At 44.0% G+C, this 14,072-nt stretch carries 15 protein-coding genes; 4 read left to right on the top strand and 11 right to left on the bottom strand.

All coding sequences use genetic code 11. The features are described 5' to 3' along the window. The first annotated feature begins 72 nt into the window (after positions 1 to 72). The gene (locus MHB41_RS02305) at positions 73 to 291 is read left to right on the top strand and encodes a hypothetical protein (protein ID WP_041116719.1); all 219 of its coding nucleotides are present in this window, start codon (positions 73 to 75) and stop codon (positions 289 to 291) included. 13 nt (positions 292 to 304) lie between these two features. Next, positions 305 to 487 (top strand): hypothetical protein, encoded by a 183-nt coding sequence (locus tag MHB41_RS02300; RefSeq protein WP_046313932.1) that lies wholly within the window; start codon positions 305 to 307, stop codon positions 485 to 487. Positions 488 to 1,102: 615 nt separating this feature from the next. On the opposite strand, the gene MHB41_RS02295 is transcribed toward MHB41_RS02300, so the two are convergent. Then, positions 1,103 to 1,525 carry a pyridoxamine 5'-phosphate oxidase family protein gene (locus tag MHB41_RS02295; protein WP_061110666.1) on the bottom strand — a complete coding sequence of 141 codons (423 nt, stop codon included), beginning with the start codon at positions 1,523 to 1,525 and terminating at the stop codon, positions 1,103 to 1,105. A 294-nt stretch (positions 1,526 to 1,819) separates the two neighbouring features. Continuing rightward, on the bottom strand, positions 1,820 to 2,689 hold the full coding sequence (locus tag MHB41_RS02290) for an SDR family oxidoreductase (protein WP_024425561.1): 870 nt from the start codon (positions 2,687 to 2,689) through the stop codon (positions 1,820 to 1,822). A 156-nt stretch (positions 2,690 to 2,845) separates the two neighbouring features. On the opposite strand from MHB41_RS02290, the gene MHB41_RS02285 reads away from it, so the two are divergent. After that, positions 2,846 to 3,457 (top strand): class I SAM-dependent methyltransferase, encoded by a 612-nt coding sequence (locus MHB41_RS02285; RefSeq protein ID WP_046314021.1) that lies wholly within the window; start codon positions 2,846 to 2,848, stop codon positions 3,455 to 3,457. Positions 3,458 to 3,473: 16 nt separating this feature from the next. On the opposite strand, the gene MHB41_RS02280 is transcribed toward MHB41_RS02285, so the two are convergent. The 3 genes from MHB41_RS02280 to MHB41_RS02270 all read right to left on the bottom strand — a co-directional run bounded on the left by MHB41_RS02280 (position 3,474) and on the right by MHB41_RS02270 (position 7,494). Further along, on the bottom strand, positions 3,474 to 5,561 hold the full coding sequence (locus MHB41_RS02280) for a transcription antiterminator (protein WP_061110665.1): 2,088 nt from the start codon (positions 5,559 to 5,561) through the stop codon (positions 3,474 to 3,476). 129 nt (positions 5,562 to 5,690) lie between these two features. Further along, a complete protein-coding gene (locus MHB41_RS02275; protein ID WP_061110664.1) occupies positions 5,691 to 6,773 on the bottom strand; it encodes a C45 family peptidase in 1,083 nt (360 codons plus the stop codon). 88 nt (positions 6,774 to 6,861) lie between these two features. Beyond that, entirely contained in the window at positions 6,862 to 7,494 is a 633-nt protein-coding gene (locus MHB41_RS02270; protein WP_340899332.1) for a GDSL-type esterase/lipase family protein, read from the bottom strand. Positions 7,495 to 7,900: 406 nt separating this feature from the next. Here MHB41_RS02270 and MHB41_RS02265 point away from each other — a divergent pair, with 406 nt between their 5' ends. Continuing rightward, positions 7,901 to 8,536, top strand: a complete 636-nt coding sequence (locus MHB41_RS02265; protein WP_024425558.1) for an FMN-dependent NADH-azoreductase — start codon at positions 7,901 to 7,903, stop codon at positions 8,534 to 8,536. A gap of 33 nt (positions 8,537 to 8,569) precedes the next feature. On the opposite strand, the gene MHB41_RS02260 is transcribed toward MHB41_RS02265, so the two are convergent. Genes MHB41_RS02260 through MHB41_RS02235 form a run of 6 tightly spaced genes read right to left on the bottom strand, consistent with a single transcriptional unit; the run spans position 8,570 to position 13,934 of the window. Further along, positions 8,570 to 9,343 carry an IclR family transcriptional regulator gene (locus tag MHB41_RS02260; protein ID WP_061110662.1) on the bottom strand — a complete coding sequence of 258 codons (774 nt, stop codon included), beginning with the start codon at positions 9,341 to 9,343 and terminating at the stop codon, positions 8,570 to 8,572. Next, positions 9,327 to 10,373, bottom strand: coding sequence for a biotin-dependent carboxyltransferase family protein (locus tag MHB41_RS02255; RefSeq protein WP_061110661.1), 1,047 nt, complete (start codon positions 10,371 to 10,373; stop codon positions 9,327 to 9,329). Before MHB41_RS02255 ends, MHB41_RS02260 begins: the two co-directional genes overlap by 17 nt. After that, a complete protein-coding gene (gene pxpB, locus MHB41_RS02250) occupies positions 10,370 to 11,116 on the bottom strand; it encodes a 5-oxoprolinase subunit PxpB (RefSeq protein WP_041116700.1) in 747 nt (248 codons plus the stop codon). The genes MHB41_RS02255 and pxpB overlap by 4 nt, the downstream gene beginning before the upstream one ends. An 18-nt stretch (positions 11,117 to 11,134) precedes the next feature. Then, positions 11,135 to 11,926 (bottom strand): putative hydro-lyase, encoded by a 792-nt coding sequence (locus MHB41_RS02245; RefSeq protein WP_041116698.1) that lies wholly within the window; start codon positions 11,924 to 11,926, stop codon positions 11,135 to 11,137. A 5-nt stretch (positions 11,927 to 11,931) separates the two neighbouring features. Beyond that, a complete protein-coding gene (locus tag MHB41_RS02240) occupies positions 11,932 to 13,149 on the bottom strand; it encodes an NRAMP family divalent metal transporter (protein WP_061110660.1) in 1,218 nt (405 codons plus the stop codon). A gap of 26 nt (positions 13,150 to 13,175) precedes the next feature. Continuing rightward, positions 13,176 to 13,934 (bottom strand): 5-oxoprolinase subunit PxpA, encoded by a 759-nt coding sequence (locus MHB41_RS02235; protein ID WP_061110659.1) that lies wholly within the window; start codon positions 13,932 to 13,934, stop codon positions 13,176 to 13,178. Positions 13,935 to 14,072 lie beyond the last annotated feature (138 nt).

The raw sequence follows: 14,072 nt of genomic DNA, 5'->3' as shown, positions 1-14,072 counted from the left end.
CTGAAATCCATATTTTACAAACTTTGTTGTTTACGATAAAATCCAATCAGATTCAAAAAAGGAGTTATCTCATTGGATAAGCTATCATCAATCATTCTAGCGGCTTGGCTGCGTGTCCCTCGCTGGTTCAAGCAATGGGTACTCGTATCCATTTCCATTTTCTTTTTTTATATGTGTTTTGTAAAGGGGCTGACTAGCTGGCACACCTTGCCGCCTGTCACATTGCTCTCATGTGTGATTGGTTCCTTCATCATTTGGCTGATGTGGCTTAAGAGGCAAAAAAATAAGTGAAAAGAGGAAAATGATGAAAAAATTGATTCTATATTTTGCGATCTCTTTTGTTCTTCAATTCATTTGGTTTGGTCTTGTGCATCCAAATAGAGGCGTGACACTGCTGGATATGTTCATGTTTTCTATTTTGTTTGCGGTCATGTTCTTTTTTATTGAGCGGATTTGGCGGTATCAGAAAAAAGGACAAAGTAAATGATCATGAAGCTCGCTTTATTCACTCTGATTATTTGTGCATTTATCGGCCTGCTTTTAGTGTCAAACCCTTTTGGGGCGGACGCTATGCGAATGGTTGCGACCTTTGTTTTTCCTTGTGCTCATTGGTTTCGGGGTTCTATTGTTTGACCTAATGAAAAAGGCTGCCAAATAGATGGCAGCCTTTTCCTTACTCTTTTCATGCAAATAAATAATCAATGTTTAATCTCCGTTACGGAGTGTATGAATTAAGATTCGATCATATCAGTGTGTCATATGTGTTCCGAGTGAACCTACGTTTGAAAGTAAACGCCATGGAAGTTCTGGATAACAAGACAACGAAAGCCCTACCTCTCATTCGTCCTTACGGCTCCGAAGCCGTGCCAGTGTGAATTGTAAATCAAAACGTCTTTTTTCCATTCTTCCGCTCTTATAGGGGGGCGGTGGCAGAAGGAAAAGAATAAGTTTGTTCGCTTTGACAGCGTCTCGTTCTTATCAAGTAGAAGCTCTATTGCTTCTCATTATGTCATAGAAAAAAGAAAGTTTACTTTCTTTATTTATTTGCTTATTTCAACACTTAATATCAAACTATAACACATTCCCCCTGCTTGCGCAAGTGTTAAAGTGATAATTCTGCTGGTGTACGGCTTCCTTCATTCATATAACGAATGGAGGCTGGGTCAATCTTCAGGATCACTAGATTTGGGTCATCTTTTCCTTTAAACCATTTCTCCATCTCATCAGACCAAAGACGGTCAATCAGTTCCGGATCGTCGGTTAATGTTGCGGTGCCTGCAATCTCTGCATACGTATCACCGAATCCTTCGCCTGAATATCCAATGAGAATATGAACATTCGGGTTTTTTTCAATTTCTTCTGCTTTATGTGTTTCTTTACTCGTTGGTGTATATAACGTCAGCCCTTCATGAAAAAAAGTCATATAGCGGGTATGCGGCTTATCCTGTTCAACAGTCGCTAGTGTTCCCACCTTTTGTTCATCTAACAGGTTTAATACCTTTTGTTTTAATTCTCCTTGAGACATATCGTTTCACTCCTTCAAAATTTCATCCGTATACGTAGGTTTCCACGACAGCCCATTCATTAAACAAAGAAATGTGTTTTTCATAAAAAGAGACCTTCTGGCTGATGCTATAAAAAACAGGTTCAATGAAGGGAGAAATTGAACATGCATCATGAAACGATGTTTCATTTGAGCTCACTTGTCATTGCGGCAGTTGTTGTAGGCATAATCGTATGGTCTGTCATATCTGTGCAGAAAAATCGCAAGAAATACTAAAAACACCGCCCAATCAAAGCTGGGCGGTGCCGCGGTAGATCATGTATTCATAAAGGAACCGCCATTGACATGAAGTGTCTGTCCTGTCATATAAGACGATTCGTCAGAAGCCAGCAGGACAAAGCAGCCGACATGCTCAACAGGCTGTCCTGGTCTTCCCATCGGAGTTTCTGCTCCGAAGCTTTCCACACTGTCTTCATCAAATGTAGATGGAATGAGCGGCGTCCAAATTGGACCTGGCGCTACACCGTTCACCCGAATCCCATCTTTCACAAGCGATTGTGCCATAGAACGCGTAAAGCCGTTAATGGCTCCTTTTGTTGCCGTATAATCAATCAGCACTGGGTTACCTCTATATGGGTTAATGGATGTTGTGTTAATAATGGAGCTTCCCGGTTTTAAATAATCCAGTGCCTTTTTCGTAAAATAGAAATAGGAATAGAAGTTGGTTCTAAAGGTTTGGTGAAGCTGTTCACTCGAAATATCTTGAATACGTTCTTGCGGATGCTGTTCAGCCGCATTATTTACTAAAATGTCTAATTGACCAAAGGCTTCAACTGTTTTTTCTACTGCTTTCTCACAGAAGGCTTCGTCACCGACATCTCCTGCAATCGTTAAGCATTTAACGCCTTCTTGTTCTACACGTTTTTGCGTATCCTCTGCATCCTCATGTTCATTTAAATACACAATGGCAACATGTGCACCTTCCTTTGCATAGGCAACAGATACTGCCCGTCCAATTCCACTATCTCCACCTGTAATCAGTGCCACTTTTCCTTTTAGCTTGCCAGAACCTTGATATGATTCATCCTCAAAGATCGGCGCTGGATTCATTTCTCTTTCACTGCCTGGCTGCTGATCCTGCGTTTGGCGCGGAATGCCATTTGTTAAATATTCACGTAAATCCATGTGTAAGCTCCTCCTTGATTTGTTGATGTATCCTTTCATTACCACCTCATTTTTTCACTCAAACATCATGAAGCTGTATTGATGTGTTCCCGAAAATCAGCATGTTTGAAGAGGGGAAAAATCGGTTACATGATCATCAAAAAGGAGCGTTCTCACATGCTGTCTACTATTTCGAAAACCTTTAGCAGACCAAAAGGCTGGCTCGGAAGCATTGCTGGACTCATTATGGCAAATGAAAATAAAGCATTGAATCAGTGGGCCATCCGCCACTTAGATTTGACAGATGGTGAAAACATTCTGGAAATTGGCTATGGACCCGGCTACAGTATCAAACATATGCTCAAGCATTATCAAGACCTTCACATTGATGGGCTGGATGCTTCTTCCACCATGCAGGAGCAAGCACAGTCCCGCGTCAGCAAACGGGCAAAAGACAAACAGGTTCGTCTGTATGTCGGCAAAATCGAGAAAACACGTCTTCCCGGAGAGCAGTATGACAAAGTACTGTCTGTTAACAATTTTACGATTTGGGATGATCCAAAAACGGGCTTACTCAATCTTTATCACACCTTAAAACCAGGCGGGACACTCGCTATTGTGATGCAGCCAAGAGAAAAAGGAGCTGACGCCAATCGGACAAAAGAGATGGGTGAAAACATATTAAATGACTTGCAGTTTGCAGGGTTTGACGAATTTTCTATTGAGTATGAAGAAATTCGCCCTACCCTTGCCGTCTGTGTCACAGCAAAAAAGCCGAGAAGCGAATAAGCTCTCGGCCTTTTTCTTACCACTTTGCCTCTTTGACAAATTGATAGAAAAGCTGATGTAATTTCTGTTCAATGTTTTCCTTTGTTCCTTGTCCATAAAGCGCCATGCTTTCTTCACTTTCAATGATGGATGAACTGATCAGACTAAACATTTCTGACCCTTCCTTGCCAAGCTCTTGCGGCGCCAGCATCATGAGCATTCGTGACATCTGCTGCTGCCCGCCATCCATGCTTTTAACCTCGTATGCCTGATCAAGATCATAAATATGAAAGATTGGTTCCTTGATGAATGTATGCTTTAAATGATAAAGAGCAAATTCAGTGCCAGGTATGCCTAAGCCGCCTTGCTGTTCACGTTCCAAAAGGCCGCCCGCCACATCATCTGCATGTATGATAAATCCTTCCTCTTCAAGCTGACGAAGCAGCTGCCTAATGGTTTCATCATGCTGCGGCATCGTCTCTCTTTTTTCGATGGTAAAATGGGACAGGATGCTGCGAATCACAAACATATAGTTCGTCACCTGCTCTGCAACCGCCATCATATCAACGGTTTCTTGCACCAATTCTTTAGGAGATTCTTTTATTCTTTTTTTCTCGATGATATAAGGAATCTTCCGTTTAATATGAGCCTTCACACGCATAGCATCATCCTCGTTTAAAAGCGGGCTGACCATGATGTAATCGATATGCTCATATGGGATTGGAACGGTCGAGACAATCATGTCATAGCTCGATGCATCGATTTCCTTTAGCTCCATCAAAGAGGATAGATCGAATTTGGCGATCTCCGGCAATTCTTTTTTCAACCGGGAGGCGAGCATTTTCGAGGAACCAATCCCGCTTGAGCAAACAACCAGCGCATGAATTTTTGTTTCTTCTTTTTTGATTTCAAGCACTGAGCCAAAGTGAAGCACAAGAAAGGCAATTTCATCCTCTGGAAATTCAATCTCTGGAAAGAAACGCTCGACTCCTTCTTCAATCGCCATAAACAGCAAAAAGTAGTCTTTTTTAATTTGTTGTGTGAGCGGATTATAGATTCTCATCTTTTCCTTTAGACGGTTCATGGCAGGCTCAAGATGAGACACGAGCCCCTCATACAATGAATCATTTTCATTGAGATGATAGCCGGTTTTATTTGAAATAAAATCAATGAGCTTTTTCGTTCTCAGCGCTATATCCAGCTCAATTTCATCAATACGGTATTCAGTCTGAAAGCTGCGATTTGCGCTGCGAAGGTGGATGGTCATATATCCGACCTCCGCTTCAGGGATCTCCACATTAAACATGCGTTCAAGCGCTCTTGCCATTCGAAGTGATGATTCAAATTCCTTCGTCCGCTTTAATTCCAGCAGCTCCTCCTCTTCCATTCGAATGGTTTCCCCAAGCTGAATACGTTCGATAGCATAGGTTAAGTGAACAACAAGTGCAATATAGGCACTATCAGATAAGGAGAGTGACAGTCGATCTTTCAAATGAAAGAGCAGCCTTTCTACCTTTAGCAGCTGTCCTCTGCTGACAACGCCAAACACCTTTTCCGTTGCTTTCGTTCGATGTTTGATATTCATTTCAATCGTTTCTAAAAACAATTGAATGTCGAGCCGGTCAACAATGAGATTGCCGACAATTTTTCGTTTTGCTTCCTCCGGCCCTTTTAATTCAATGCCGTACCCGCGCTTGCGGATAAGCTGCAAACCGTATGGAGCAATCCACTCCGTCAGTTCATCTAAATCATAGCTGATCGTCGCATTTGTTACCTGCAAGTCAGCTGCGAGTGTGTATAATTTCACCGGTTCCTTCGCTTCAAGCAGCGCACATAGAATTAAGAGCTTTCGTTCATCTGAGCTATATTCGATTTGATCCTCATTTGACATATGAGCAAGAAGCCGCTGTTTATCCTCCTGTTCGCCGACTGCCTTCAAGCCTTTCCCCGGCTGTTTATCTAATGAAAGATGATAATCTTTCAATATTGGTTTAATGGATTTTAGTTCTCTATGGATCGTTCTAGTACTTACCTGAACAGAATCGGCTATCTCACGAATGGTGACATAACGATTTTGCTGAATGATGTATTTAATGACTTTCTGTTCTCGTGCCGTTATGTACATGAAATGCCTCCTTCTGTATAAATAGGTCTATTGTCACACCTTAATATAAAACGCTTTCAACGAGCGTTGCAATCTTAAGTTGATCTGAATTTGGCACAGCGGCTGTGACAAAATATAAACAAGGGATCATCAGACACTTCTCCAAAATGAAGGTCCATAATCCTTTTGATGAAATTGAACCTTTTGTTCTTGAAAAGGCAGTGAACCCCCCGCTTTTAAAGAATAAGTCGGATTGTATACTGGAGAGCCAAAGCAATAATCGATTGTGCCTTCTTCCGGACGGAACATGACGGTTCGCATCGTTCCAAACAGCTCCTCATAATTGTGCACAGCCAGACCATCAGGATATTCTGTCTGGAACAGTTTCGCAAGAGAATCACTTGATCGTTGTTCTTTTAACGCTTCCATTAACATATCGTATCTGACAACAGAATGATGTTTGGTCATCCCTTTTGCTGTTTGATCAGCTACCGGATGATTCGTTGCAGCAATATAACCTCTCTCCGGTCTTCTCACCATTTTTTGACCATCAATGATTTCAATCACAGCGGCCTCTCCTTTTCGATCCGCAAGCATGATGTGAACATTTGAGGCAACGGGCATTTCCTCGATAGAGCGAATGGCTTCCTCGACCGTTTGACAGGTTTCCAGAACAGAGCGAATCACATGATACACCTGCAAACCGGCGACTGCTGGGGGCTTTAAACCGGGTTCATTGCCAACCGGCGGACCGCAAGCAGAGAAAGTCACAGCAAGACCATGCTCATTCATCCCATCAGATCTGCCAAACAAGAGCAGCGACGAGCCTGTATGATATGCCGAGCCTTTTACATGTGTCGTCACAAGACGCATATCATCAAAAATCGGGGAGAAATCATAGTTACGAAGCATGACCGTTTGTTGGCCTGCCGCCATATTCCCCTGCCTCACACAGTGGGAACAGCCTGGCTGAAGATGAGATGAATAGAAAAAGGTCAAATAACACTCATCTAATTGCATTTCATCACAAAAACCAGCAAACTCTTCATCTAATTGAGGAAGAAAGGGACGGATCAGCTGCTTCGTTTCTTTCACAGCCTGTTGTGTTACCGGTTCTGTTCGAATATATTGTGTCTTTAGCAGCGGGTTCTCCTTAAGCCAGACAGCCTGCTGTTTTCCCACTTCATAAGCCGTTCCAGTCATCTCTTGAAAATATGCACTAATCTCCTCCATGCCTGCACACCTCTTTCGCCTTCGTTTCTTTTATCATATCGAAACCGTCATTTATTGAAAAGGATGAAAAAAACTGCAATCCCACGGATTACAGCTGTTTACAGTATGCCTTAAACAATGCTTCTGCCATCGCTTCATACCCCTTAGGATTCGGATGAAATTGATCAATCGATAAGTAGGCTCTTTCATGCCCTTCAAACGCTCGGTACACATCCACAACTTCTACATGCGGATTCGCAGCAAGCAAACGAAGTTGTTGATTATATTGCTGAAGCCACCGCCCGGCTATTGGTATTTGCGGAAATGGATTATATAAATTCATGAAATATACGTAGTAAGGCTGATGCTGCCCTTTTTTGATCTGTGCAATTTCTTGAATCATCTTGCTAAAATTCGCCTGACAATGTATGACTGCTTGCAGCAGTTTCTTTTCATCTTCACCTTCTTCATACTGCTGAACAGCTTGAACAAGATCATTCCCACAGCCTGTGATGGTGATGATGTCTGCTGCTGCAATCGCACGTCTCACCTCTGACCGTTTGAAGAGCTGTAAAATCTGTTCAGTCGTTAACCCTGATTTTGCAAATACGGACAGCTCGACTGGTGCATGTGTCTTTTTTTCAAGCATCCACCGAAATCGCTGAACAAATCCTCCGCCAAATAAACGTGCCCCCCCCCCAACTGTTAAGGAATCTCCAATCGCAACATAGGATCGTCCCACTCTTATCCCTCACTCTCTCCTGCCTTCTCTTATATATACGAATTCGGAGAACAGTTGCTTGTAGCAGATGACTTAGGGGCATCCATCTATTTTTGAGATGCAGTGCCTTTACAAACTCTTTACTTGCGATATCGAACGATTTTTTGTTCAATAAGAGTAAGCTTTTTGCGCTGAAAACTGCGTGTTTACGCGTTCCAGAAAAATTTACAAACTTTTTATCTTGATTTCGAGACTTTATACCTTGACTTCAAACTACATTGTGATTACAATGAAAATATCAGTTTTCATGTAACTGTGCTTGTTACATCTTTTTCATAGCATTCCAATATGATTAAAGATGCCACATATTCAGTGTATCATTGGGATACGCTAAAAAAATAACCGAAACAGAAAGGATTGAATGAACATGGCAAAAGTTTTATACATCACTGCACATCCGCATGATGAAACAGTTTCTTACAGTATGGCTACTGCTAAGGCATTTATCGAATCTTATAAGGAAGCAAATCCAAGTGACGAGGTTGTACATATCGATTTGTACAAAGAAAACATCCCTCACATTGATGCAGATGTATTCGCTGGCTGGGGCAAACTTCAATCTGGCGCTGGTTTCGATACACTTTCAGCTGAAGAGCAAGCGAAAGTTGCTCGTCTAAACGAATTAAGTGATCAATTCGTTTCTGCTGACAAATATGTATTTGTTTCACCACTTTGGAACTTCTCATTCCCACCAGTTCTTAAAGCATACATCGACTCTGTTGCTGTAGCTGGTAAAACATTCAAATACACTGAGCAAGGTCCTGTTGGATTATTAACAGACAAAAAAGCTCTTCACATCCAAGCACGTGGCGGATACTACTCTGAAGGTCCTGCTGCTGAACTTGAAGCAGGTCACCGTTACCTTGGTACAATCGCTAACTTCTTCGGAATTCCTTCTTTCGAAGGTCTTATCGTTGAAGGTCACAATGCTGAGCCTGCGAAAGCAGAGCAAATTAAAGCAGATGCAATCGAACGTGCGAAAGCTTTAGGAAAAACTTTCTAATAACTGCACGCAAAAAGCCAATGATCTTTACGGTCATTGGCTTTTTATTTGTTCAGATGAAAATCCTAATTCCCTCGAAATATCACTGGCGGCTTTTTTCACCTGTTTAATTAAGTAAGGTAAGCGTTCTTTTTGATATCCTGCTTCAAATCCTGCAATGCTAATACCTGCTGCCACTTCCTCCAGATGATTGAAAATTGGGGCTCCAATCGCAGCTGTATAGTTTTCAAGCTCAGAATAGCTTAGTGTATATCCCCGCGCATTTGATTCTTCCAGCATGTTTCTTAGAACCTCTTTATCTGTGATGGTCCCAATTCCGATCTTCCCCAGCTCAATTGAGTCAATATAGGCAAGTCTCTCGCTCTCTGGCAAAAAGGAGAGAATACTTCTCGCACAGGCACCCGCATATAGGGGGGACCGTCTGCCGACGGCGGTGTAGAGACGAACAGGCTGCGTACCTTCAATCTTTTCCACGTAAATGGCTTCGTCGCCCTCACGAACAATGAGCTGTACAGCTTCACCTACTTCATCCCGTAAGCTTTCCATAAATGGTCTTGCAATCCTTCGAATATCAAGGCGGTCCGCCACAAGCTGACCGTATTCAAGGAACATCAAGCCTAATCGATAAACACCCGTTTCTTGCTTTTCTAACAGCCCCATATCAGCTAAAGAGCTCGCCATACGATGAACAGATGTTTTCGGCATACCGGAAAGCTCGATCATTTCATTTAATGTTAATTGATCGTGAGCGATAAACAGCCGCAAAATCTCCATTGATTTCACAACCGTTTTATTTGTGTTTTTCATCTTCTTCACCTTTTCTAAACGAGAATGCTTCCAGCTTGATTCTTGCGGCCAGCTCCCTCAGTTCGGCTTCTTGCTTAAATAACGCCTGCTCTGCATCCCGGTGATCTATTTGTTCAAAATACAGCTTTGCCCCAGGCATCGCCTGTGCAATAAGCGGCAGATCAACAGTTGCTACTTCTCCAATACGCGGGTATCCGCCTGTCGTCTGCCGATCTGCCAGCAGAATAATCGGCTGGCCATCGGGTGGAATTTGAATAGATCCAAAGGCGACAGCTTCTGAGATCAATTCCAGCTTTTCTTTTAAATGAACCGGCTCCCCCTTCAGCCGGCAGCCCATACGATCTGATTGGGGTGTGACCTGATAAGGCTGCTCAAAAAAAGCGGTTTGAGATGTTTCTTGAAAAAAAGAAAGATGCCTGCCTGCCAGCACGCGAATCACTGGCGATTTCAGCAGCGGCAAAAAATGATCATGACTCACTGTCCAATCGGGTGCGCCGTATCCCGCCTGTTTCACTTTATTTTTCAGCCTATCAAACAAATGATCCGCTACGATAGACGGCTCTCCAACAGGCAGAATGTCGCCTTTTTCAAGCGGTCGTCCTTTCAGTCCACCGATTCCTGCTCTGACATAAGTGCTTTTGCTCTGCATGACTGGTGCCACATCAAATCCACCTGCCACAGCAAGATAAACGCGGCAGCCTCTCTTACAAGGACCAAAGGTGATCGTGCTTCCTGATCGGACAAAAAGCGGCTTCCATAATGGTGCCCGCTCTCCATCAATATCAATCTCAACATCAGCACCAGTGACGGCAATGAGCTGATCCTTCTCACATGTGAGCACAGGCCCCGGCCCCATCAACGTCACTTCCAGCACTGCTTCGTTTTCTTGGTTACCGGTGAGAATGTTGGCGATTCTAAGTGAGAGCGGGTCCATGCCGCCGCTCGTTAAGACGCCATACTTTTGATAGCCTTGCCGCCCTTTATCTTGAATGGTTGTGTAGATTCCTGGCTTGATGACATGAATACTCAACGTTCTGCCTCCTTCATGCTGAAAAATTCCTTTTCAGACATTTGGACAAATCTGACCTCGTCCCCTGCTTTCAATAAACTCGGAACTTCCTCGTCTGGGCGAAAAAGCGGCAGCGGGGTTTGCCCAATGAGCTGCCAGCCCCCGGGTGTAGAAATTGGATAAACGCCTGTCTGCTTTCCTGCAATACCAACAGAGCCTTTTGGAATGGACATTCTTGGTGTTTCTCTGCGTGGTGCTGCGATCTTTTCAGACAGCCCGCCTAAAAACGGAAACCCTGGGGCAAATCCAATCATATAGACAAGGTACGTGCCAGCAGTGTGAATACGCACGACTTCCTCTGGCGTTAAACCATTGATACGGGCAACCTCTTCTAAATCAGGGCCCAGCGCTCCCCCGTAACAGACTGGAATGTCAACGATGCGTCGCTTTACCTGAACTCCCTCCTGCCATTTGTCTTCAAGAAGTTGTTCAATATAGCCTTTGACCCATTCATATGGAGACAGGTCATGTGTTTGAAGCTGGGCCGATTGATGAACGGTATAAGGCTCGTAGAAAACAGTCACATTAGTAAAGGCTTGAACCGCTTCTACATATCCTTCAAATGGGTGCTGTTCAATACATGCAAACAGCTGCTCAACACGTGCATGAATCTCCTCACGTATGTCAGCTCCAGCTTGGATGACGATCGCTGCATCTCCCAGCGGGTGGTAGGTGATGGAGTCTTTTATCGTTGAAAAAGCCACTTGAGAACACCTCTCTTTCTACAGTACACCTAGCTTTTGATCTCTTCGATCTGTGATGAACATATGACCGGGTGCATGAGTGATCGCAATATCGGGTTTTGTATGCATGACAATGGCTTGCGGCGTCACACCACATGCCCAAAACACCGGGACTTCTCCTTCTTTGATCACAGATGGTTCTCCAAAGTCAGGCTGACCTATATCGGAAATGCCAATCACCGCTGGGTCCCCTATATGGATCGGTCCGCCATGGACTGATGGAAATCGAGATGTCACTTGAACACTTCTTGTGACTTGATGCGCCGGAATGGGTCTCATGCTGACCACCATCGGGCCATGAAAGACTCCTGCTTTTTCACAAGCTATATTCGTTTGATACATGGGTACGTTATGACCGTCTTCGATATGGCGGACAGGAATGTCATTTAGCATAAGCGCGTGCTCAAACGTAAAACTGCATCCAATGAGAAAGGCAACCATATCATCCTCCCAATAAGCAGTGATATCTGTCACCTCTTCTTCAAGAATCCCTTTTCGGTAAATACGGTACTTAGGAAAGTCCGTACGAATATCCGCTTGAGGGGCCGACCGTCTTGGTACTGGATCACCTGGGTCCAGTACATCAAGCAAGGGACATGCAGCCGGATTCCGCTGACAAAATAAAAGAAAATCAAAGGCAAGTTCCTTTTTGACAATCATTAAATTGGCTTGAGCAAACCCCTCTGCAAAGCCAGCCGTTGGTCCTGTGATCTTTTTTTCGCGAATCAATTCTCTCATCTGTGATGGCTCATATGTTTGATAAGTATTCATCTGAATCAACTCCATAGTTTCGGGATTTCATTAATGATGGTATAGCCGCCCATCATCGCCATAATGACCACAACAAATGCACCAGTCACTGTCAAAAAGAATGGATGCCGATAATCTCCGACAATGTCTTTCTTATACGCCGCAACGAGTAATGTGCCAAGGGCGAGCGGCAAAATCAATGCATTGATCGCTCCAACTAATATCAAGATGTTCACTGGTCTTCCGATCGTAATAAAACAAAGGGTCGAGAGGGCAATAAAGCCAATGATGATACCACGCTGGTTTTGCTCAATTTTTGGTGAGAAGGTTTTGAAGAAAGAAACAGATGTGTATGCTGCTCCAATGACGGATGTAATCGCCGCAGCCCACATAATAATCCCGAACATTTTATATCCGATATTTCCTGAAGCTAATTGAAAAACAGAGGCAGGCGGGTTGGATGGATCTATCTGCAAGCCTTTTGAGACAACTCCTAATGTGGCAAGAAAGAGTGCCACACGCATGACAGATGTAATTAACACACCGAAAATAGAGCTTTTCGTCACTTGCGGCAGTGCTTTCTTCCCCTTAATACCTGCATCCAGCAAGCGATGCCCGCCAGCAAAGACGATATAGCCGCCTACCGTTCCGCCCACAAGTGTCACAATGGATAAAATATCAATCGTCTCTGGGACAAATGTTCTCACGGCTGCTTCTCCAACTGGCGGCGCTGTTGAAATCGCCACGTACAGCATCAGGCCAATCATGACAAAGCCTGCTGCCTGCGTAAAACGGTCCATCGCTTTCCCAGCCTCTTTGATCACAAAGATGAGAATGGCAATCACAGCACTGATCCCTGCGCCGATTCGCGGATCGACACCGAAGATCACCTGAAAACCGAGACCAGCTCCAGCGATATTTCCGATGTTAAAGGCAAGTCCTCCAATGACAATCAAAAAGGCCAGCACATACCCGAGACCCGGGAGCACCATATTCGCTATATCCTGACCTCGTTTTTCTGAAACGGCAATGATGCGCCATACATTTGTTTGTGCAAAAATATCTAATAAAATTGAGATCAAAATGACAAACCCAAAGCTAGCCGCAAGCTGCTGTGTGAAGACGGTTGTTTGTGTTAAAAATCCCGGTCCGATCGCGGACGTCGCCATTAAAAAGGCAGCGCCCATCAGCATAGACCGATTCCCCTTTGGTGCCTTCATGTGTTTGACTTTCTCTGTTTTCATGCTGTTTCCCCCTTTGATGACGATTTTTATTGAAAGGCCTTGAGATGAATCCCGGCTTCTTTTAGCTTCGCTGTAATGGTTTTTGCAAATTGAAGCGCATGGTTGCCGTCTCCGTGAATGCAGACCGTATCTGCTTTGAGCTCGATATCTTCTCCTTGAACTGTACGAACCCTGCCTTCTCTCACCATACGAACAACCTGGTGGACGGCCCGTTCATCCTCTTCAATGAGTGCATGTGGTTCGCGGCGGGATGTCAGCGTCCCGTCTGTTTGATACGTCCGATCAGAAAACACTTCATGTGCCACTTGCAGACCTATTCGTTCACCTGCTAACGCAAGTTCACTGCCTGACAGACCAAATAACACAAGGTTTGGATCCACATCATACACAGCCTGCGCAATTGATTCAGATAATTCAGTATTTTCAACCGCCATGTTGTAGAGGGCGCCGTGTGGTTTGACATGCTGCATCGTGCCGCCCTCGGCCTTGAGAAAGGCTGATAGAGCGCCAATTTGATAGATGACAAGATCATAGGCTTCCTCTGCGGAGATAGCCATTGGACGTCTGCCAAAGCCGGCCAAATCTTGCAAACCCGGATGCGCACCAATTTTGACCCCTTTATCCAGTGCCATTCTAACTGTCTTTCTCATGACCGTTGGATCTCCTGCATGAAAACCGCAAGCAATGTTGGCTGATGTGACGTATTCTAAGATTTGTTCGTCTGCACCGATTGTGTATTGACCAAAGCTTTCTCCCAAATCACAGTTGATATCCACTTGATACATAGAATCCCTCCTTGTTGTTCCGAAATACGGAATATAAAGTCCGAATATTCGAATTTATATTGATTATACCAACTTTGGATAGACTGCACATGAAATTGGCAGAAAACATAACATTCGAACTAGGAGAAAACAAAAAAA

Source organism: Bacillus sp. FSL H7-0578 (assembly GCF_038630855.1).
GTDB lineage: Bacteria > Bacillota > Bacilli > Bacillales > Bacillaceae > Bacillus > Bacillus safensis.
The sequence above is the reverse complement of the archived record's forward strand: the minus strand, read 5'-3'. Positions and strand labels throughout refer to the sequence as shown.